Genomic DNA, 20,057 nt, shown 5'->3' on the forward strand with positions numbered 1-20,057 from the left:
CTCAGGACACGCAAGCATGCGTGCCCTGGGCAGGACGGCGCAAAGCATTGCTTTGCGAAACCCCGTCCAGCCTGCCTTGGATCAAGGCCAACAAATTGATGGATCAGTCGAAGAACTAATCGCTTTCTATCGATGACGAAAAGGACGCTCCGGCGTCCTTTTTTATTTTCCGCGATCTGCAGCAACAAAGATGTTGCAACGCTTGCATCTTGTCACAATTGCATTGTTCCTCCGAAGAACTAAGCGTCTTGCAAGGCGTCCAACGCCAGTCTTCGTTACTGCTTCTTTCGGGCTTTCATGCGCAGGGCAGTGCGAAACTCATCAATCCGTTTCATTTCTGGAGATATCCATGTCGCGCTCAAGCCAACTATTATTCGCCGCCGTACTTGCCACAGCCACGATGGCGGCACATGCGCAATCAGCTCAAACCACCGGCACCATGGTGGTCATCCCTGCTTCGGGCGAACTCGTCGTGCCCAACGATGAGGCCCGCGCCACCCTGAACGTGGAAGAGCAGGACAAGGACAAGGCCGCCGCTGCGTCGCGCGTCAACAAGAAGATGAAGCAGGGCATCGACATCGTGAAGCGGCAAGACCCGCAGGCGCAGCTCAAGACACGCGGCTATTACACCTACGCGGTCTACGCCGAAGATCCGCGCCCGAGCAACAAGCCGCGCCCCATTGTCGGCTGGCGTGTGGGGCAGTACCTTGACGTCACAACCACCAATCTGGAAGGCCTGCCGCGTACCGTGGCAGCAGCACAGGGCATCCTGGGACTCAACAATCTGCAATTCGGACTGAGCCCGGCCGCAACCAAGAAACTGGATGCAGACCTCATCAATGCCACCTTCAAGAATCTCAATGAACGCATTGCATCGATTGCCGGCGCGATGGGCCGCCGCAGCAGTGACGTAGTGGTGGAAACGGTGGATTTCGAAGGCTCCGGCAACTACGCCCAGAACGCAGCGGCCCCCAAGGCGATGATGATGCGCGCGATGGCCGATGCGCCGGCGCAGGAAGCCGTCGCCGAGCCGAGCTTTGAACCGGGTGACACTACCATCGGCATGCATCTGGTCGGGAAGGTGCGGTTCAAGTAATTGAATGAATGCCATCGGGCGGCGTGCCGTGCAGGTCGCCCGATGCGCTGCGGGGCGCCGGTGCACCAGCATGCCGCAGCGCCATGACTGTTCTCCTTGTCCTGTCCGCCACCCACGCCATTGTTCGCGTCAATCGTGCTAATCGCGATAAAATAGTCACTCATCAGAAGAAGAATGGCTTTATCAGGCCACCAGGTCCCTCCGTTTTCCTCCGGCCGGAATCTCTGGCTGTCATTCGCTGTCTACGGGTAAATATCCGTCGATTTGACGCGCGGTGCGTTACATTTCTTAGGCGCTCGTCTAGAATAAGCACGCTTTAACATTTTGAAAACTATCAGCGACTATCGGAGCAACGTTGAATAATCACTATCCACATCCTATTATTGCCCGCGAAGGCTGGCCTTTTCTGGGCATTGCCGTTGTCGTCGCCGTTGTCGTCACCCTGATCGGTGGAGCATGGTCGATTCCTTTCTGGATCATCGCCTTGTTCGTACTTCAATTCTTCCGCGATCCGCCGCGCACCATTCCGCAGAATCCCAACGCCGTGCTGTCGCCTGCCGATGGCCGCATCGTTGTGGTCGCCAAAGCCCACGATCCTTACACCAATCGCGAAGCGCTGAAGATCAGCGTGTTCATGAACGTGTTCAACGTGCATTCCAACCGTGCCCCGGTGGATGGCAAGATTGAGACCGTGCAGTATTTCCCCGGCAAGTTCGTCAATGCCGACCTCGACAAGGCTTCGCTGGAAAACGAACGCAATGCACTGGCGATCACTACGGCCAACGGCCAAAGCGTGACGTGCGTACAAGTGGCCGGCCTGATTGCGCGCCGCATCCTGTGCTACGTCAAAGCCGGCGACGTGCTGGCGCGCGGCCAGCGTTACGGCTTCATCCGTTTCGGCTCGCGCGTTGACGTGTACCTGCCGTTGACGGCAACCCCCAAAGTGAGCGTCGGCGAAAAAGTCTCGGCTACGGAAACCATCCTGGCTGAATTCTGATCACCCGACGCATATTGGACTGACTTCCTATGGCAACTTTCCGCAGACGCAAAAACAAGGGCGCGATTCCGTTTCCGAAATCCTTGCGCAGCCATAAGGCGCCGATGTATCCGGCCCAGCTGGAAGACGTCGACGGTGCGCCCATCGTGCGTCCACGGCGCTCGCGCGGTATCTACCTGCTGCCGAATGCCTTTACGACGGCGGCGCTGTTTTGCGGCTTCTACGCCATCGTGATGGCGATGAACCTGAAGTTCGACCATGCCTCCATCGCAATTTTCGTCGCCATGGTGCTGGATAGCCTGGACGGCCGTGTGGCGCGCATGACCAATACGCAAAGCGAATTCGGCGCCCAGTACGACAGCCTGTCCGACATGGTGTCGTTCGGCGCGGCGCCGGCGCTGGTGGTGTATGAGTGGTCCCTGCGCGGCATGGGCAAGCTGGGCTGGCTGGCGGCGTTTGTGTATTGCGCCGGCGGTGCCTTGCGCCTGGCGCGCTTCAACACCAACATCGCGGTGGTCGACAAGCGTTACTTCCAGGGGTTGCCAAGTCCTGCCGCTGCGGCGCTGGTGGCCGGCTTCGTCTGGCTGATGGACGACCTGCGTTTTGCCGGCACCGACCTGAGCTGGGCGGCGTGGATCATCACCTTGTATGCCGGCATCACGATGGTGACCAACGTGCCGTTCTACAGTTTCAAGGACATCAATTTCCGCAAGCCGGTGCCGTTCATCGCGGCCCTGCTGGTGGTGGTGCTTCTGGTGGTGATCTCCAGCGATCCGTCCAAGGTGTTGTTCGGTCTGTTCGTCCTTTATGGCCTGTCAGGCTATATCGTCTATGCCTGGCGCAAGATCAAGGGCAAGCCCGTCAGCATCGTGCAGACGGAACACGAAGAGAAGTAGTTTTCAGGGCAACTGAAGCCGATCAAAACCGCCGCAGCGAAAGCCCGGCGGTTTTTTTTCGTCACGCGCTGCAGAGTCGACCGGGTTGTCACTGTTGCATCGAAAATCGTCCACATTGCTGCTAAGCTGAAACGGAGAGGCTGATACCCCCGTCGAGGACCTTCATGGCCATTGCAATCAACAGTTCGTTTACCGCCAGCGTTCCGGCTGCCTATGGAGGCAGCACGCCGGTGATCGACCTCGGCCTGAGCCCGGCGGCGATCAGTACGGCGGTGGCATTGACCAATGCCGGATCGGTGGTTGTCAGCATCAGCGGCGCGCCGGCCGGATCGGTAACGTATACGGCGGCCGGCTTGTTGCGTGAAATCTCTTTTGCAAGCGCGCCGACGCAAAGACCGTCGCCGCAAGTCGTTCGGCAAGAACGGGTACCGCAAGAACGGCAATCCTCTCAAGCAGCCAACTCGGCATCCGCAGCTTTTCCCGGCAACGACGTCCAGCAGCCGGACCAGAGTGAACCGGCAGTGGATGGCGTCTACAACGGCAGCGGCGTGTTCACGCCGACCAGCGGCATCTCGCCGCAATTCGCTGCGGCGCTGCGCAGCGATCCGGGCTTGTCGGCCGTCGCGGCCAACGACTCGTTCGCGTCAGGCGCCGTCGGCACGCTGGTATCGACCACAGCCTGATTATTTTTCTTCCGGATTTTCCAGCTTGTCCGCGCTGATGGCGGTGGCGATGCGTCGTCGCAGCCCGGCGTCCTGCGCGATTTTTTCGCTGAGGCGGTGGTCCGTGCCGGGCAGGTCGATCAGTCTTCGGAAACGCACCGACTGCGCTGCATCCATCAACAGGTCCGCGACGTCGTGCGGTATCACCGCGTCGTCGAGTGCGCGGATGATCGTCAGGCCGCCGCGATAGCTGCGGATCAATTCCAGCGTTTTCGCATCCCGCCAGCTGGCGGGCCGCCGTATCGCGGCGGAGAACTCTGGGCCGAATGGCAAGGCAAAGGCGGCTCGGTCATAAATCGCACCGACCATCAGGACCACGTGATCAATACCGCTGGCTCCGCTGCAGGCCAGGCGAATGGCGATCTCGCCGCTCATGCTGGTGCCGACGACGGTGTGGATATGGTGTTGGGGATCGACATGCTGCCGTACCTGCCCGGCCTGATGCAGGCGTTTTTTCAGCGAGCCGGGGGTACTGGCGCTGCTGTCGCCATGACCGGAAAAATCGAAGGCGACGCTGCCAAGGCCCTGCGCCGCGAGGTCTTCCCGCAGCGGGCGCTGGCGTTGGCGATGGCTTTGTCCGGCGCCATGCAGGAACAGTACGCCCGGCGCATTCGCCGTGCCGAGAACGTCGCCGACGATGGTCTCATCGTCAACGTTCAGTTCAAAGCGCCGTTCGTTCATTCAGGCGAATTTTGCCGCCGTTCGTTGCCCGGCGTCTTGGCGTAATAAGAACGCTTGTCTTCGTACATCAGCGCGTCCGCGCGTTGCACCGTGGCTTCCAGGCGTTCGCCGTGCTGGCTGGTGGCGCTGCCCATCGACAGGCTCAGCGGCGAGCCGGAGTAATACTGGTTGTTGATGTCGATCAGGCTCTGGATGTTTTCCATCATGGCGACGGCGCCGCGTTCGTCGGTGGCCGGCATCAGGATGGCGAACTCGTCGCCGCCGATGCGCGCCGCATGCACCGGCCGGTCGGCCGCCTTGCCGAGCACTTCACCGATACGGCGCAGCAGGGCGTCGCCGGCTGCGTGACCGAGCTGATCGTTGACTTCCTTGAGACCGTTGAGGTCGGCCATGATGATGCTGACCGGGAACGGTCCCTTGCGCTCGAGGCGATTCATTTCATCGACCATGAAGGCGCGATTGTGCAGCTTGGTCAGTTCGTCGTGCTTGCCGAGGAATTCGAGATAGGCTTCGGCCTTCTTGCGCGCCGTGATGTCGGTCAGCGCGACCAGCACCAGGTCCCAGTTCTCTTCGTGGCCGGGGAATACCGAGAATTGCAGATGCACGTGCAACTGGTCCCCATTGAGCGAATAATTCACCACTTCGCGCTGGTGGAACAGATTGCCGTGCCACAGTTCTCCCAGCTGCTCGTTGAAATGCGGTCGCATGTCGTCGCGGAACACTTCGCTCAGGCGCGACAGCAGGGTCTGCTTGTCCGGCGCGTGAAACATCGTCAGCGTCTGCTGGTTGACGTCGATGACGCGGATCTCCTGCATGCAGCGTTCGACGAACTCCGGATGCACATCGGTGAACACGCGGAAATCCTTGATGCCGATCTGGCGCAGGTCGCCGAACAGGCGCTTGACCGCGCTGAAATCTTCCACCCACAGCGAGATCGGTGAATACTCGAACAGCCCGCGAGCATAGTCTTCGCTGTGCGTGAGCTTGCGCCGTGCAGTTTCGCGTTCGGTGACGTCTTCCACCGCCAGCAGCACGCGCCCCCAGCTGTCTTCGTAGCCGGGCAGGATACGTGCATTCAGCTGGATGTCGAGGCGCTTGCCGGACAGCGTGTAGTTGACGCTGTGGCTGGAGAATTCGTGCTTGCCTTCCCATACCTGCAGCAGCTCTTCGATATGCGTGTGCAGCATGTCGTCGCGGAATACCTTGCCGAGGTTGGCGATCAGATGATCGAGATTGTCGGCCTCGAACAATTGCAGCGTCTTGCCGTTCACTTGCAGGACGCGGATGTTCAAGGTGCATTCATGGACGCGCGACAAGTCTGCTTGCAGGTAGCTGCGCAAATCGGTGACGCCGGCTTCGCGCCAGGCATCGAGCAGATCCTTGACGCCGCTGAAATCTTCCAGCCACATGGAGACGGGAGCCAGCTCAAACATCTCCGCATTGACAAACCCGACGCCGTCGGTGGCGGCATTGTCGAGGGGGCTGCTTTGATTCTGCATAACGGTGAAGAAAGGTGGGTGACGCATAAGTGTAATGCCTTTAATGCAATGCACCCACATCCTTCAAGGTCAATTTGCAGATTTTTTGATGAAAATTATGCAATTTTACTAAGCAGCTTGACGCGTGCAATTCCTACCGGGGCGCCAGCAATTGCGCCGCCATGTTGCGCAAACGACGGGCCGGCGCCGTCGCCAGGCGAACCAGGGATTCCAGCGAAAAGTAACGCGTCGGCGCACTGGCGTAATGCAACACTTCAGCCGTTCGTGTTGCATGCAGGCAAGTCCAGCCGCCGCGCTCAATCTGGTAGTGCTGACCTTCGTGCACGGTCGACAGGGTCCTCAGCACGGCGTCGGACAGCCATTCGGGCGACTCGCGCAGGCGGATGCTGCCGGCTTCCACCACCAACACGGCATCGCGGCGGCTCCACAAGTAATAGCTTTGGCCGGCGCTGAGCTGGATCCGGGTCGGGGCGGTCTGAGGGCTGTCGGTTGTGCGCATGATGTTTTCCCTGTTGGTTGGCGTAGGGATAGTCTAGGCAGGACCGGTCTTACGAAACAGGCACAGGCGGTTGCCATGTGAATCGAAACAGCGTGTCTTTTTTTGATCTGTTATCGTCTGTTTTCGACTGCTCTGTATCTATCGCCGCCACAGCGGAAAGCTGAAGATTCACCCATGGACATGCAACCACCCCCTTTCTCTAACGCTGCTGCTGCGGCCATCGCATCAGTGTCGCCAATATCACCGGTGCCACCGGCCCCGGCCTTGCCGATCTATCGTCGCCTGGCCGAACACTACCTGTCGGCGATCCAGTCGGGCACCTTGGCGCCGGGCGACCGCATGCCGTCGGTGCGCGACCTGATGCGGCAGCATCATGTCAGCCTGTCGACTGCGTTGCAGACCTTGCGTCATCTGGAAGAGGGCGGTTGGCTGGAGGCGCGTCCGCGCTCCGGCTATTTCGTGCGCCAGCCGCGTCGCGCCGCCATCCGCCCGGTGGGCGAGCCTAACATCCTGGCGCCGCTCGATCCCGCGCAATATGTCGGCATCCATGAGCAGGTTTCCGATTTCATCGCACGCCGGCAGTTGCAGGCGCCCGCCATCGACCTCAGCGGCATGACCTGTGCGCCCGAGCTGTATGCGGTCGAAGCGCTCAAGAACGCCGCCATCCGCGCTTTGCGCGAGCAGCCTTCCTTGCTCACCAGTGCGATGCCGATCAACGGCAATGCCACCTTCCGCCAGGTGGTCGCGAGGCGGGCGCTCAATGCCGGCATTCGTATCGGCGCCGATGACGTGGTGGTCACGCACGGCTGCATCGAGGCGCTCAATCTTGCGTTGCGTGCGGTGGCCCAGGCGGGCGACACGATCGCGGTGGAGTCGCCGACGTATTTCGGCTTGCTGCAGACGCTGGAAAGCCTGGGCATGCGCGCGCTGGAAATTCCGACCAGCCCGCAGACCGGCATTTCGATCGAGGCGCTGGAACTGGCGATCCAGACTTACGGCAACATCAAGGCGGTCGTGGTGGTGCCGACGCTGCAAAATCCGCTCGGCTGCATCATGCCGGACAGCCACAAGGAACGCCTGGTGGCGCTGTGCGAGCGCTGCGCGGTGCCGCTGATCGAAGACGACGCCTATAGCGAACTGGCCGACGGCGACGTCGCGCCTAGCGCGGCCAAGGTATGGGACCGCAGCGGCAATGTGATTTACTGCGCCTCGCTCAACAAGGTGCTGGCGCCGGGCATGCGGCTGGGCTGGATGACCAGCGGCAAATGGCATGAACGCGTCAAGATGCTCAAGTTCGCCTATACCCGCGCCAATGAGGAATGGACCCAGATCACCGCCGCCAACTACATGGGCTCGCCGGCCTACGACCGTCACCTGCGGCGCTTGCGCGGCAGCCTGAAGGAGCAGCGCGAGCAGATGGCGGAAGCAATCGCCGGTTACTTCCCCGCGGAAACGCGTCTGAGCGTGCCCGACGGCGGCGTCGGCCTGTGGGTGGAGTTGCCGCGCGGGCTGTCGTCAAAAGCCGTGTTTGCCGCCGCGCTTGATCAGGGCATCGGCGTGTCGCCCGGCGTGATCTTTTCCAACTCCGACCGTTTCGACCACTATCTGCGCCTGTGCTGCGGCAAGCCGTTTACGCACGAGCTGGATCAGGCTCTGCGCAAGCTGGGCGGGATTGTCGAGCGCCTCCCAGGCTGACGGCATCGGCATGCGATTGACGAGAGGCTTTCCCGCTGCTGCCGGAAAGCTTTTTTTTGCTTCCCTGAAGAAAACTTGTAAGATTGCGTTCGATCCCCGCGACAAAGCACCACTTGCCGACCGGCGCACCGTGCTGATTTCCACGTCGCTGCAGGACAGGCGTATTCCTAAACAAATTACAGGAACAGCATATGCAGTCTCTTTCTCAGGGCGGGGCGGACGCGGCGTTGTTGCAGCTGCTGCAGCAGGCGATCAGTTTTCATACTGCCGGTGATCTGGCCCGGGCCGAGCGGATCTATCGTGAAGTGCTGGCGCAGGACCCGGTGCATCCGATCGCCCTGCATTACCTCGGCATTTTCTTGCATCAGAACGGTCAGCATGACGAAGGCGTGCAAAGCATCCGCCTGTCATGCGCGCTGCAGCCGGACAACGCGGCCTGGCACAACGACCTTGGCAACGTACTGTTTGCGCTGCGCGAATTCGAAGAAGCTTCCGAAGCCTATCAGGCCTCGCTCGACGCTGATCCGCACGACCATGTGGTGTGGAACAACCTGGGCTCGTCCCAACTGCAGCACAACGACAGCGAAGGCGCGATCGCGTCGTTCAAGCAAGCCGTCGCGTTGTCTCCGGAATTCGGTCCGGCGCTGATCCACCTCGGCAATATCTACGACGCCGCCGGCGACAAGATGACCAGTTCGCACTATCAGTGCCGCGCCTTCGTACTGCCGCCGCTGGAAGGGAAGTCCAAGGAGATGCTGGGCATTTCGTTCTACTTCCTCGGCCGCCTGCAAGAGGCAGCCGACATCTATCGCGACTGGATGGAAGACGAACCCGACAATCCGATCGCTGCGCACATGTATGCCGCTTGCTCGCAGATCGAAGTGCCCGGCCGGGCGTCGGACAGCTATCTGGAAAAACACTTCGACCGCTATGCCGACACTTTCAACGCCAACCTGGTCGGCAGCCTCGGCTATCGCGGTCCGCAATTGATGGGGCAGGGGCTGGACATCATCGGCGCCGCCGGCAAACAGTACGACGTACTCGATCTCGGCTGCGGCACGGGATTGTGCGCGCCCATCGTGGCGGCGCACGCGCGCTCGCTGACCGGCGTCGACCTGTCCGGCAAGATGCTCGACCAGGCGCGTGCACGCGGCGGCTACGATCGGCTGATCAAGCAGGAAATCACCGACTTCATGATGGCGGAGTCACAGGCGTTTGATCTGGTGCTGGCAGCGGACACGATGATTTATTTTGGCGGCCTGGATAGCGTCTTCCAAGCCGTGGCGGCCACGCTCAGGAGCGCCGGTCATTTCATGTTTACCGTGGAAGCGGTTACCGAGGAAGCCGGGCAGGTGGACGGCTTTCAACTTCACCCGAGCGGCCGCTATCGCCACGGCACCGACTATGTCGTCCGCTGTCTGACCGACGCCGGCCTTACTCCGATCAGCATGACCGATGCAACCTTGCGCGAAGAGATCCGCCAGCCGGTCAAAGGCATGCTGGTAGTGGCGCAAAAACGATAGGTCCGGTTCAGGACGACAGGCAAAAAAAGAGCGGCGGGCATCAGCCTCGCCGCTTTTTTTGGGGGTACGCCTGAATCAGTTCAGACGGCTCAAGACCGCGCGTACCTGTTCGCCGGTCGGAATCGGCGCGACGGCGCCGTAGCCGGTGGTGGAGATCGCTGCCGCCACGTTGGCGTAACGCGCCGCTTCGAACGGATCCTTGCCGTCGACCAGTTGCGCAATGAAAGCGCCGCCGAAACAGTCACCCGCACCGGTGGCGTCGATGGCGTCAACTGTGTGGGCCGCCACCATGCGTCGTTCAGCGGGCGTCGCGACATAACAGCCTTCCTTGCCGAGCTTGAACGCGACCAGTTTGACGCCGTATCCCAGCAATTTGTCGACGATGGCGTCGCGGTCTTCCAGACCGGTCAGTGCGCTGACGTCTTCCCAGCTCGGCAGGCAGATGTCACACAGCGCAAAGGCTTCGGCCATTTTGGCGCGGGCGCGTTCCAGCGGCCACAGCCGCAGCCGCAGATTGGTGTCCAGCGAGGTCAGCGTGCCGTTCTTGCGTGCATGCGCCATGGCAGCCAGACCGGCATCGCAGGCGCTTTCGCTGATGGCCAGGCTGATGCCGGACAGGTGCAGCACCTTGGCGTCGGCGATGGCTTGCAGCGGGAGTTGTGCCGAAGTGTAGCGGCTGGCGGCGGAGTTGGAGCGCAGGTAGGTAAAGTGATGGCCTGCATCGTCGTGCGTGACGAAATACACGCCTGATGGCGTATCTTGCACCACGTTGACGTGGGCATCGCTGACACGCTCGGTTTTCCAGAGCGCCTGCAGGCTCTTGCCGAAATGGTCGTCGCCGACCGCGCTGACGTAAGCGGTGTCGGCGCCCTGGCGCGCCGCAGCGATGCAGAAGTTGGAGGTGTCGCCACCGAAGCCTTCCAGGTAATAGCGAGGGTCTTCGATGCTCTGGTTGAATTCCACCATCGCTTCGCCGTAGGCGAGGATTTTCTTGCTCATGATGTCAATGTATTAAAGGCTCAGAAGAAGGTCTGGACGATGTCGAGAACGTTGAATTTAGCGTCCAGCACCGGCAGATGGCGCCACTTGTCGAACGTCAGGCAAGGGTGCGAAATGTCGAAGGCGATCATGTCGCCCACGCGGATGTCGTCGCCCGGGGCAATCTTGAGATAGGCGTGCTGGTCCATCATGCCGGTCACTTCCCAATGCGCAGGAGAGTCTGCAGGTGTGGCGTCCTGGCCCGGACGGAAGCGCTTGACCGGCAGCGGCAGGCCCGCATCGAAGGCGGCGTCGCGCTTGCCCAGGGCGATGATGGCTTTGTCGGCTTCCGGAATCGATTGAACGTACGCCCATAGTTGCAGGGCCGGCAGCAGTTCACTGCGCATCTTGCGTGCTACCGGATTGCGGGTCTGGATCTGTTCCTGCGCGGCGCGATAGACGCCGACGTCATGCGTGAGATAGCAGCCCGGGCGCAGCACCACGTCCAGCGGCACGCCGATGTCGGCGCCGGCGAATTCTTCCGCGACCACGTCGTACCAGGCCGAGCCGGCGCCGGTCAGCACCGCCGGCTTTTGCGCCGTGCGATGGCTGAGGTAGCCTTGTTGCGCCAGGTCCTTGGCGCATTGCACCGCGCGTTGCAGGAACAGCCGGATATCGGCTTCTTCCTTGAGAACGCCTTCATACACTTCGATGCCGGACAGCGCGATGCTGCCTTCCCAGCGCTTAATGGCGGCCAGTACGGTAGCCTGTTGTTCGTTGTCGCGCACGCCGGTGCGGCCGCCGACAGGACCCAGTTCGAGCAGGACGTTGAGGGTTTGTTTCTTTTCCGAGAAGAAGCGGCCGAGCTGATCGACCAGATCGGCGGAGTCGACCAGGCAAAAGAATTCGAACAAAGGATCTTCCAGCAGGCGCGAGATGATCTGCATGTTCTGTTTGCCGACTAGTTGATTGGCCATCAGCACGCGGCGCACGCCGTGGTGATAGGCAACGTTGGTCTGGTGCGCGGTGGCCAGCGTGATGCCCCAGGCGCCGGTGGCGAGCTGGCGCGCGAACAGCTTCGGCGCCATGGTCGTCTTGCCGTGCGGCGCCAGCTTGACGCCGTATTCGGTGACGAAACGCTGCATCCAGTCGAGGTTATGCGTCAGGCGTTCTTCATACAGCACGGCGGTCGGCAGGCTCAGGTCTTCCTTGAGGAGATTCCAGGGCAGGGCGTTGGCGGCATCCGGCGCCAGCGGGGCTGCCAGCGTGCCGATTCCCTTGTTGAGCGGATCGATGATGCCACTTTGCCATTCTTTCTGGTAGTTTGTATCACTCATCTTGAATTTCTCCTCAAAAATTTGATTTGACGTAATCATAGTCCTGAATTTACTATGTTGGAAGTGTGTTATAAACTAACACGAAAAAATTATGATGCACCTGACAGTAAGTTTTTAACGGCGATTCCGGTCAGGATCTCATTCACAATTCGAGACTTCATTCCACAGCCATGGCACAAGCTTTCGACATCGTTTCACGCATTACCGAGCGCAGCGGTCAGTTGCGCTTGGCGGAGCAAAAGGTCGCCGAGGCGATCTTGACCGATTTGTCCTTTGCCGCCAGCGCGAGCATCGGCGAGCTTGCGTTGAAGGCCGGTGTCAGCCTGGCGAGCGTGACGCGATTTGCCAAGGCCATGGGTTGCCGCGACGTGCGTGAATTCAAATTCATGCTGGCGCAGGCCGTGGCGGTCGGACAACGCTTCTTCGATGGCGTCAAAACCATTCCGTCCGGACAACCTCCGGAGTTGATCGACGTGGTCTACAACGATATCCACGCGGTGTTGGAAGTCAATCGCGCACTGATCAACACTGACGCGTTGGCACGTGCCGCCGAACTGCTGCGCGACGCGCGCATGATTTATTCATTCGGCATGGGCGGCGGTTCCACCATGATGTCCGACGAAGCGCGCTACCGCCTGGTGCGGCTGGGCCGCCCGGTGGCGACTTACCATGACGCGTTGTTGCAGCGCATGGTTGCAGCGACGCTGGACAAGAACGATGTGCTGCTGGTCTTTTCGACCACGGGTAACGTGCCTGAGTTGCTGACCAATTGCGAAGTCGCCAAGGAATATGGCGTCAAGATGATCGCCATCACCGCACTGGGCTCGCCGCTGGCCGGGATGGTCGACGTGCTGCTGCCGATCAAGGCGCTGGAAACCGATTTTATTTTCAAACCGTCATCGTCGCGCTACGCCATGATGATGGCGCTGGACATGCTGGTGCTGGAGCTGGCCCTGCTGCAGAAAGATAGCAGCCAGGAGCAGTTGCGGCGCCTGAAGTATGTGCTCGACATGCATCGCGGCGGCGGCGACCGTCAGCCGCTGGGAGATTGATATGACCACCCCGAACACTTCCAACGCATCCGGCGTTGCAAATTCCGCAGGCGCCTGCGACACCCTGATCCGCCAGGCTCTGGTGGTTGACGGCAGCGGCGGCGATCCTGCTGTCGCCGACGTCGCCATTGCCGACGGCCGCATCGCCGCCATAGGCACGCTGGATGGCTGGCAGGCGAAGCAAGTGATTGACGGCTCAGGAAAAGTCCTCAGCCCCGGCTTCATCGACGTGCATACGCATGACGATACCAACGTGATCCGCATGCCGGACATGTTCCCCAAGCTGTCGCAAGGCGTCACCACCGTGGTGGTCGGCAACTGCGGCATCAGCGCCTCGCCGGTCACGCTCAGGGGCGATCCGCCGGACCCGATGAATCTGCTCGGTCAGTCGGCGGCATTTTCCTACCCGACATTCGCCAGCTACGTCGCCGCCATTGATGCCGCCCAGCCCTCGGTCAATGTCGCCGCGCTGGTCGGGCACACCGCCTTGCGCAGCAATCACATGGACCGCCTCGACCGTGCCGCCAGCGATGCTGAAATCACCGGCATGCGCGACCAGCTGACCGAAGCGTTGGAGCATGGCGCGCTCGGCCTGAGCACTGGCCTGGCCTACGGCAATGCCATCAACGCGCCGACTGAAGAAGTGCTGGCGTTGGCCGAGCCGCTGGCGGAGTACGGCGCGATGTACGCGACCCATCTGCGCAGCGAATTCGCCGACATCCTCGACGCCATGGACGAAGCCTTCCACATCGGCAAGCATTCACGCGTGCCGGTGGTGATCTCGCATCTCAAATGCGCCGGCGTCGAAAACTGGGGCCGCAGCAGCGAAGTGCTGGCCGCGCTGGAACAGGCCGAAAAACATCAGCACGTCGGCTGCGATTGCTATCCCTATACCGCCAGCTCCTCAACACTGGACCTGAAACAAGTCACCGATACCTACCCCATCCAGGTCACCTGGTCCGAACCGCATCCGGAGCAGGGCGGCAAGCTGCTGTCCGACATCGCCGCGGCATGGCAGGTCGACTTGACGGAAGCGGCGCGCCGCCTGATTCCGGCAGGCGCCGTGTACCACTGCATGGCCGACGATGACGTCAATCGCATACTGAGCCATCCGGCCACCGTGATCGGTTCCGACGGCTTGCCCAACGATCCGCTGCCGCATCCGCGCCTGTGGGGAGCTTTCCCGCGCGTGCTCGGCTATTACAGCCGCGAGCAGAAATTGTTCTCGCTGGCGGCGGCGGTGCGCAAGATGACCGGTTTGTCGGCGCAGCGTTTCGGCCTGCACGAACGCGGTCTGGTCAAAACCGGTTACTGGGCCGATCTGGTCCTGTTCGACGCCGCCACCATTCGCGATGCCGCTACCTTCACCGATCCGATGCAGCCGGCGCACGGCATCGATGCCGTGTGGGTCAACGGCGTGCTGTCCTATCGCGGCGACGACAAGAAGGCCACCGGCGAACGCGCCGGTCGTTTCCTGGCGCGTCAGCGGATTCAGGCGGAAGACACCGCCCCGGCGTAATTCAGAAGTAATTCACAAATAATTCACAACCAACAATTGCAATAGCGGGATGCATCGATGGTCGAGCAGTATCCCGATTTCATTTCTTGAAGGAGAAACACAATGAGCATCAAACGATATGGCGTCGACGGCGGCAAAGGTACTGGCGGACAGCATCTTCCTTTCGCCCGCGCAGTGGAAGCGGATGGCTGGTTGTACGTCTCCGGCCAGGTGGCGATGGTTGATGGCGAAGTGATCGACGGCGGCATCGTGGCGCAGTCGCACCAAGCCATCAAGAACGTGCTGGCCATCCTCAAGGAGGCCGGCTACGGCCCTGAGCACGTGGTGCGTTGCGGCGTCTGGCTTGACGACACACGCGACTTCCAGTCCTTCAACAAAGTGTTCAAGGAATACTTCGGCGCCAACCCGCCGGCGCGCGCCTGCGTGCAGTCGGCAATGGTCGTCGACTGCAAGGTTGAAGTGGATTGCGTGGCGTTCAAGCGCTGAGTTGAATGAGGCCCGGGGTTCAATGAAACCCGGGGTTGAGTGAAACCCGAATTGGGGTGAGGAGAAGGAAATGGAAGCAGTACAAGGAAGCATGTTGCTGATCTACGCACTGGTGGCGGTGATCGCATTGATCGTGCTGATCGCGAAATTCAAGATGAATCCGTTCATCGTGCTGATCGTGGTCTCGCTGATATTGGGTCTGGCCGTCGGCATGCCGATGGGCGCGATCGTCAAATCGTTTGAAACCGGCGTCGGCAACACCCTTGGTCACATCGCACTGGTGGTCGGTCTCGGCACCATGCTGGGCAAGATGATGGCGGAGTCGGGCGGCGCCGAACGCATCGCGACGACGATGATCGACGCCTTCGGTGAAAAAAACGTGCACTGGGCAATGATGACGGTGGCCTTTATCGTCGGTCTGCCGGTGTTCTTCGAAGTCGGCTTCGTGCTGCTGATCCCGATCGCCTTCAACGTCGCCAAGCGCACCGGCACGTCGATGGTGCTGGTCGGTATCCCGATGGTGGCGGGTTTGTCGGTGGTGCACGGCCTGATTCCTCCGCATCCTGCGGCGCTGCTGGCGGTGACCGCGTATAACGCGGACATCGGCCGCACCATCCTGTTCGCGCTGATCGTCGGTATTCCGACCGCCATCATTGCCGGCCCGATCTTCGGTAAGCTGATGTCCAAAGTGGTGATCCCCAATCCGGACAATCCCCTGATCGGCCAGTTTGTCGATCAAGGCGCAAATGGTGGGACCAAGCGTGAACTGCCGGGCTTCGGCATCACGCTATTCACCATCCTGTTGCCGGTGGCGCTGATGCTGATCGGCAGCTGGGCGGACGTGTTCTTCACACCGAAGACCTTCGCCAACGACTTCCTGCGTCTGATCGGCAATTCGGTGATCGCGTTGCTGATCGCCACGCTGGTGAGCTTCTACACCTTCGGGAACATGCGCGGTTTCAACCGCGAAGCCATCCTCAAATTCACCAACGAATGCCTGGGCCCGATCGCCAGCATCACCTTGGTGGTGGGCGCGGGTGCCGGTTTCGGTCGTATCCTGATGGATGGCGGCGTGTCCAAGGCCATCGTCGGTATCGCGACCGATGCGCATTTGTCGCCGTTGCTGCTGGGCTGGTTCGTGGCGGCGCTGATTCGTGTAGCGACGGGTTCGGCTACTGTCGCGATGACTACCGCTTGCGGTATCGTGGCGCCCATCGTGATGGCGGGCGGCGGCGCGCGTCCGGAATTGATGGTGCTGGCCACCGGCGCCGGTTCGCTGATCCTGTCGCACGTCAACGACGGCGGTTTCTGGCTGGTCAAGGAGTACTTCAACATGACTGTGCCGCAAACCTTCAAAACCTGGACCGTCTGCGAAACGCTGATCTCGGTGCTGGCCCTGTTGTTCACGCTGGCGCTGTCGACTGTGGTCTGAGTTGTCTGAATTCTATGAGATCCAAGAAAAAAGCCGCTTTTTCAAGCGGCTTTTTTTATGGCGAGGCTGGAGCGTGAACGATCAGAAGCGCATGCGGCTGTCGTCGTAACGCGGATCGGGACCATTTTCGACTTTGCGGACGATGCCGTTGCCATCGAAGTAGACCGTCATCTGCGAGTTCCAGACGCCGCTTTCCTTGAAGCCGTAGTTCCAGGCTTCGTAAGGGATGCGCGCATAACGCGTTACTTCGGTCGGCTGACCGACGATACGCAATACATCGTTCTTGGTGGCCTGGTCGACTTTGATTGACTGGAATTTCTGGACTGTCCACACTTGCTCATAGGAAATCAGGCGTCCGTCCGGACCAATACGGGCCATATAAGAGTATTGGCCGAAAGGACCTGGCGCATATTCAAGCAGATGGGTGTTGCCGTCGGGATAGACGGCGGTCGGATGCCCCAGGCGCGTGACGACCTGTTCTTCGGAGTCGCCGGCGGCTGGCGGCGGGGCGAACACGCTGGCGCAGCCGCTCAAAGACAAGGCGGCCGCAGCTAAAACTGGGAGAAGGAGTCGTTTCATGAGCAGTTGGAGAGATGTTTGTAAGAAAAATATCCCGAGAGGTCTGTGATTCTACGCTTTTCAGGTAAGTATTTGAATCTGCTGGTCTTTTGCTATATACTTGCGCCTCTGGTCATTTCGGCCAGTTTTTATTTTTGTTCACGGTATGCAGGGTAGCCACTCCGCACACCGCTTGTGAAAGGTATAGCATGTCGATCGAAAAAACAGCCAAGGCTGCCATTATTACTGATAACGCCCGTGGTCAAAACGACACCGGCTCCCCGGAAGTTCAAGTTGCGCTGCTGACAGCACGCATCAACGACCTGAATGGTCACTTCAAAGAACACAGCAAGGATCACCACTCCCGTCGTGGTCTGATCAAGATGGTTAACCGTCGCAAGAGCCTGCTGTCCTACCTCAAGGGCAAGGACGCCGACCGTTACCGCGCACTGATCGAAAAACTCGGTCTGCGTAAGTAATTTTGTTCCCTCGTACCATTCAGGTTCAGGGTTCATAGCCAAAATGCCTGCGTCAGTTTCTGACGCGGGCATTTTGTTTTTTGCGATTCCGCTTCGTGTGGTTCTCGATGTTTTCCCGGTTCGCAAAACTTCTTTGCAGTACCGCGATCCCATCCAATGATCGTGATTCGTAAGATGTCTTGCAGCGGTGCTGTTTTTGCCGGTGACAAGCATCCGTGGTGAGGTGAACGACAGCGCCTGAAAATCTGTCGGCAAAAAAGAATCCCCGCCAAGCAAGGCAACGCGGAGGTTCAATATAGAAAGGAAATACCGTGTTCAATAAAGTTACTAAAACCTTCCAGTATGGACAACACCAGGTCACTCTGGAAACCGGCGAAATCGCTCGCCAGGCTTCCGGTGCAGTCGTCGTTTCGATTGAAGACACTGTTGTGCTGGCAACGGTTGTGGCCCGCAAGGATGCCAAGCCAGGTCAGGACTTTTTCCCACTAACCGTCGATTACATCGAGAAGACTTACGCTGCGGGTCGCATCCCCGGCGGCTTCTTCAAACGTGAAGGCAAGCCTTCCGAAAAGGAAACACTGACATCGCGCCTGATCGATCGCCCGATTCGTCCGCTGTTCCCTGAAGGCTACCTGAACGAAGTCCAGGTCATCATTCACGTTCTGTCCGTGAACCCGGAAATCGATCCGGACATCGCGGCAATGATCGGTGCGTCGGCTGCTCTGTCGATCGCCGGCATTCCATTCAACGGCCCGGTCGGCGCCGCACGCGTCGGTTACATTGACGGCCAGTACGTCCTGAACCCAACCGCAACGCAATTGAAGACTTCGCAACTGGATCTGGTTGTCGCCGGCACTGAAACCGCCGTGCTGATGGTCGAATCGGAAGCCAAGCAATTGTCCGAAGAAATCATGCTGGGCGCGGTCGTGTTCGGTCACGATCAATCGAAGGCTGTCATCAACGCGATCCACGAACTGGTGCGCGACGGCGGCAAGCCTGAAGTGCAATGGACTGCGCCTGCCAAGAATGAACCGCTGATCGCACGCGTCACCGAACTGGCTGACGGCAAGCTGCGCGCTGCGTATCAAACCAAGGACAAGCAAGCCCGTACCGAAAAGCTGAAGACCGTCACTTCCGAAGTCAACGCAGCGCTGGCGGCAGATGCTGCAGCGGCAGGTACATCGGCAGCTGACTCCGCAGAAGTCGGCGGCATCCTGTTCGATCTGGAAGCCAAGATCGTCCGCTCGCAGATCCTCGACGGCGAGCCACGCATCGACGGCCGCGACACCCGCACCGTCCGTCCGATCAGCATCCGCACCGGCGTGCTGCCACGCACCCACGGTTCGGCATTGTTCACCCGCGGCGAAACTCAGGCCCTGGTCATCGCGACCCTGGGCACTGCACGCGACGAACAAAAGATCGACGCGCTGATGGGCGAGTACACCGATCGCTTCATGCTCCACTACAACATGCCTCCGTTCGCAACCGGCGAAACCGGCCGCGTTGGTACGCCAAAGCGCCGCGAAATCGGTCACGGCCGTTTGGCCAAGCGCGCACTGATCGCCGCCTTGCCGCCAGCTGAAGAATTCAGCTACTCGGTGCGTCTGGTGTCGGAAATCACTGAATCCAACGGCTCCTCGTCGATGGCTTCGGTCTGCGGCGGCTGCCTGGCATTGATGGACGCCGGCGTGCCGATGCAAGCACACGTGGCCGGTATCGCCATGGGTCTGATCAAGGAAGGCAGCAAGTTCGCCGTCCTGACCGACATCCTGGGCGATGAAGATCACCTCGGCGACATGGACTTCAAGGTGGCGGGTACTGCCAACGGCATCACCGCACTGCAAATGGATATCAAGATCCAGGGCATCACCAAGGAAATCATGCAGGTCGCACTGGAACAAGCCAAGGAAGGCCGCGTGCATATCCTGGGCAAAATGCAGGAAGCCGTTCCAGCCGGCGCCGGCGAACTGTCCGATTTCGCTCCACGCCTGATTACCATCAAGATCAATCCGGAAAAAATCCGTGACGTGATCGGCAAGGGCGGCGCAGTCATCCGCGCATTGACCGAAGAAACCGGCACCCAGATCGACATCAGCGACGAAGGCGTGGTCACCATCGCTTCCGTTGACGCTGGTGCAGGCCAGGAAGCCAAGCGCCGTATCGAAGAACTGACCGCTTCCGTCGAAGTGGGCAAGGTCTACGAAGGCACCGTCCTGAAGCTGCTGGACTTCGGTGCGATCGTTCAGGTCCTGCCAGGCAAAGACGGCTTGCTGCACATCAGCCAGATCGCCAACGAGCGCGTCAACGCCGTTGCCGATTACCTGAAGGAAGGCCAGCAAGTCCGCGTCAAGGTTCTGGAAACCGACGACCGCGGCCGTCTGAAACTGTCGATGAAGGCAGCGCAAGAAGGCACGGAAGCGCCTGCTTCGCAAGACGCGCAGTAATCGCCGTATTGGCATGGCGGATGCAGGCATCGCCTCATTCGCCAGCTGCAGTCAGGTAGTGTCGAATCCCTCAGGGCGAAAGTCCTGGGGGATTTTTGTTTTTGGCGTGTCTTGTCCTTCCTTGCTTTGCCTGGTTTGTCGGAAAGCGCCGCATGCAGCTGTCG

Annotated in this window: 18 protein-coding genes; 12 read left to right on the top strand and 6 right to left on the bottom strand. The window is 60.2% G+C overall.

The genetic code is table 11. The features are described from left to right. The first annotated feature begins 349 nt into the window (after positions 1 to 349). The 4 genes from ACIROW_RS23770 to ACIROW_RS23785 all read left to right on the top strand — a co-directional run bounded on the left by ACIROW_RS23770 (position 350) and on the right by ACIROW_RS23785 (position 3,672). Entirely contained in the window at positions 350 to 1,096 is a 747-nt protein-coding gene (locus tag ACIROW_RS23770) for an SIMPL domain-containing protein (RefSeq protein ID WP_402279621.1), read from the top strand. Between the two features lie 355 nt (positions 1,097 to 1,451). Further along, positions 1,452 to 2,093 (top strand): phosphatidylserine decarboxylase, encoded by a 642-nt coding sequence (locus ACIROW_RS23775; RefSeq protein WP_402279624.1) that lies wholly within the window; start codon positions 1,452 to 1,454, stop codon positions 2,091 to 2,093. A gap of 29 nt (positions 2,094 to 2,122) precedes the next feature. Continuing rightward, complete coding sequence (pssA, locus tag ACIROW_RS23780; RefSeq protein ID WP_116433167.1) at positions 2,123 to 2,989, top strand: CDP-diacylglycerol--serine O-phosphatidyltransferase; 867 nt, start codon at positions 2,123 to 2,125, stop codon at positions 2,987 to 2,989. A 164-nt stretch (positions 2,990 to 3,153) separates the two neighbouring features. Then, positions 3,154 to 3,672, top strand: a complete 519-nt coding sequence (locus tag ACIROW_RS23785) for a hypothetical protein (protein WP_402279627.1) — start codon at positions 3,154 to 3,156, stop codon at positions 3,670 to 3,672. Here the strand turns inward: ACIROW_RS23785 and ACIROW_RS23790 are convergent, their stop codons facing one another. The 3 genes from ACIROW_RS23790 to ACIROW_RS23800 all read right to left on the bottom strand — a co-directional run bounded on the left by ACIROW_RS23790 (position 3,673) and on the right by ACIROW_RS23800 (position 6,390). Then, on the bottom strand, positions 3,673 to 4,392 hold the full coding sequence (locus tag ACIROW_RS23790; RefSeq protein ID WP_402279630.1) for an alpha/beta hydrolase: 720 nt from the start codon (positions 4,390 to 4,392) through the stop codon (positions 3,673 to 3,675). After that, positions 4,389 to 5,891, bottom strand: a complete 1,503-nt coding sequence (locus tag ACIROW_RS23795) for a diguanylate cyclase domain-containing protein (RefSeq protein ID WP_402279714.1) — start codon at positions 5,889 to 5,891, stop codon at positions 4,389 to 4,391. The genes ACIROW_RS23790 and ACIROW_RS23795 overlap by 4 nt, the downstream gene beginning before the upstream one ends. 133 nt (positions 5,892 to 6,024) lie before the next feature. After that, a complete protein-coding gene (locus ACIROW_RS23800) occupies positions 6,025 to 6,390 on the bottom strand; it encodes a hypothetical protein (RefSeq protein WP_402279632.1) in 366 nt (121 codons plus the stop codon). A 174-nt stretch (positions 6,391 to 6,564) separates the two neighbouring features. On the opposite strand from ACIROW_RS23800, the gene ACIROW_RS23805 reads away from it, so the two are divergent. Together ACIROW_RS23805 and ACIROW_RS23810 are read left to right on the top strand one after the other, a co-directional pair. Beyond that, positions 6,565 to 8,085: a PLP-dependent aminotransferase family protein gene (locus tag ACIROW_RS23805; RefSeq protein ID WP_402279635.1), complete on the top strand. Its 1,521-nt coding sequence runs from the start codon at positions 6,565 to 6,567 to the stop codon at positions 8,083 to 8,085. Positions 8,086 to 8,276: 191 nt separating this feature from the next. Beyond that, positions 8,277 to 9,608 carry a tetratricopeptide repeat protein gene (locus tag ACIROW_RS23810; protein ID WP_402279638.1) on the top strand — a complete coding sequence of 444 codons (1,332 nt, stop codon included), beginning with the start codon at positions 8,277 to 8,279 and terminating at the stop codon, positions 9,606 to 9,608. A 75-nt stretch (positions 9,609 to 9,683) separates the two neighbouring features. Here ACIROW_RS23810 and ACIROW_RS23815 read toward each other — a convergent pair whose 3' ends face one another. Both ACIROW_RS23815 and ACIROW_RS23820 read right to left on the bottom strand, forming a co-directional pair. Next, positions 9,684 to 10,607: a sugar kinase gene (locus ACIROW_RS23815; RefSeq protein WP_402279640.1), complete on the bottom strand. Its 924-nt coding sequence runs from the start codon at positions 10,605 to 10,607 to the stop codon at positions 9,684 to 9,686. A 20-nt stretch (positions 10,608 to 10,627) separates the two neighbouring features. Beyond that, on the bottom strand, positions 10,628 to 11,923 hold the full coding sequence (locus ACIROW_RS23820; protein WP_402279642.1) for an amino acid deaminase: 1,296 nt from the start codon (positions 11,921 to 11,923) through the stop codon (positions 10,628 to 10,630). A gap of 170 nt (positions 11,924 to 12,093) precedes the next feature. Between ACIROW_RS23820 and ACIROW_RS23825 the strand changes: the two genes are divergently transcribed. The 4 genes from ACIROW_RS23825 to ACIROW_RS23840 all read left to right on the top strand — a co-directional run bounded on the left by ACIROW_RS23825 (position 12,094) and on the right by ACIROW_RS23840 (position 16,412). Further along, on the top strand, positions 12,094 to 12,975 hold the full coding sequence (locus tag ACIROW_RS23825) for a MurR/RpiR family transcriptional regulator (RefSeq protein ID WP_402279645.1): 882 nt from the start codon (positions 12,094 to 12,096) through the stop codon (positions 12,973 to 12,975). Position 12,976: 1 nt separating this feature from the next. Further along, positions 12,977 to 14,494 carry an amidohydrolase family protein gene (locus ACIROW_RS23830; RefSeq protein ID WP_402279646.1) on the top strand — a complete coding sequence of 506 codons (1,518 nt, stop codon included), beginning with the start codon at positions 12,977 to 12,979 and terminating at the stop codon, positions 14,492 to 14,494. A 102-nt stretch (positions 14,495 to 14,596) separates the two neighbouring features. After that, the gene (locus tag ACIROW_RS23835; protein WP_116433156.1) at positions 14,597 to 14,980 is read left to right on the top strand and encodes a RidA family protein; all 384 of its coding nucleotides are present in this window, start codon (positions 14,597 to 14,599) and stop codon (positions 14,978 to 14,980) included. A 70-nt stretch (positions 14,981 to 15,050) separates the two neighbouring features. Beyond that, positions 15,051 to 16,412 (top strand): GntP family permease, encoded by a 1,362-nt coding sequence (locus ACIROW_RS23840; protein ID WP_402279650.1) that lies wholly within the window; start codon positions 15,051 to 15,053, stop codon positions 16,410 to 16,412. 81 nt (positions 16,413 to 16,493) lie between these two features. On the opposite strand, the gene ACIROW_RS23845 is transcribed toward ACIROW_RS23840, so the two are convergent. Next, positions 16,494 to 16,991 carry a hypothetical protein gene (locus ACIROW_RS23845; protein WP_402279652.1) on the bottom strand — a complete coding sequence of 166 codons (498 nt, stop codon included), beginning with the start codon at positions 16,989 to 16,991 and terminating at the stop codon, positions 16,494 to 16,496. 188 nt (positions 16,992 to 17,179) lie between these two features. Between ACIROW_RS23845 and rpsO the strand changes: the two genes are divergently transcribed. Continuing rightward, a complete protein-coding gene (gene rpsO, locus ACIROW_RS23850) occupies positions 17,180 to 17,449 on the top strand; it encodes a 30S ribosomal protein S15 (RefSeq protein ID WP_016832358.1) in 270 nt (89 codons plus the stop codon). Positions 17,450 to 17,760: 311 nt separating this feature from the next. Continuing rightward, the gene (pnp, locus tag ACIROW_RS23855; protein ID WP_402279656.1) at positions 17,761 to 19,893 is read left to right on the top strand and encodes a polyribonucleotide nucleotidyltransferase; all 2,133 of its coding nucleotides are present in this window, start codon (positions 17,761 to 17,763) and stop codon (positions 19,891 to 19,893) included. Positions 19,894 to 20,057 lie beyond the last annotated feature (164 nt).

It is taken from the genome of Herbaspirillum sp. NPDC101397 (assembly GCF_044767325.1).
Classification (GTDB): Bacteria; Pseudomonadota; Gammaproteobacteria; order Burkholderiales; family Burkholderiaceae_D; genus Herbaspirillum.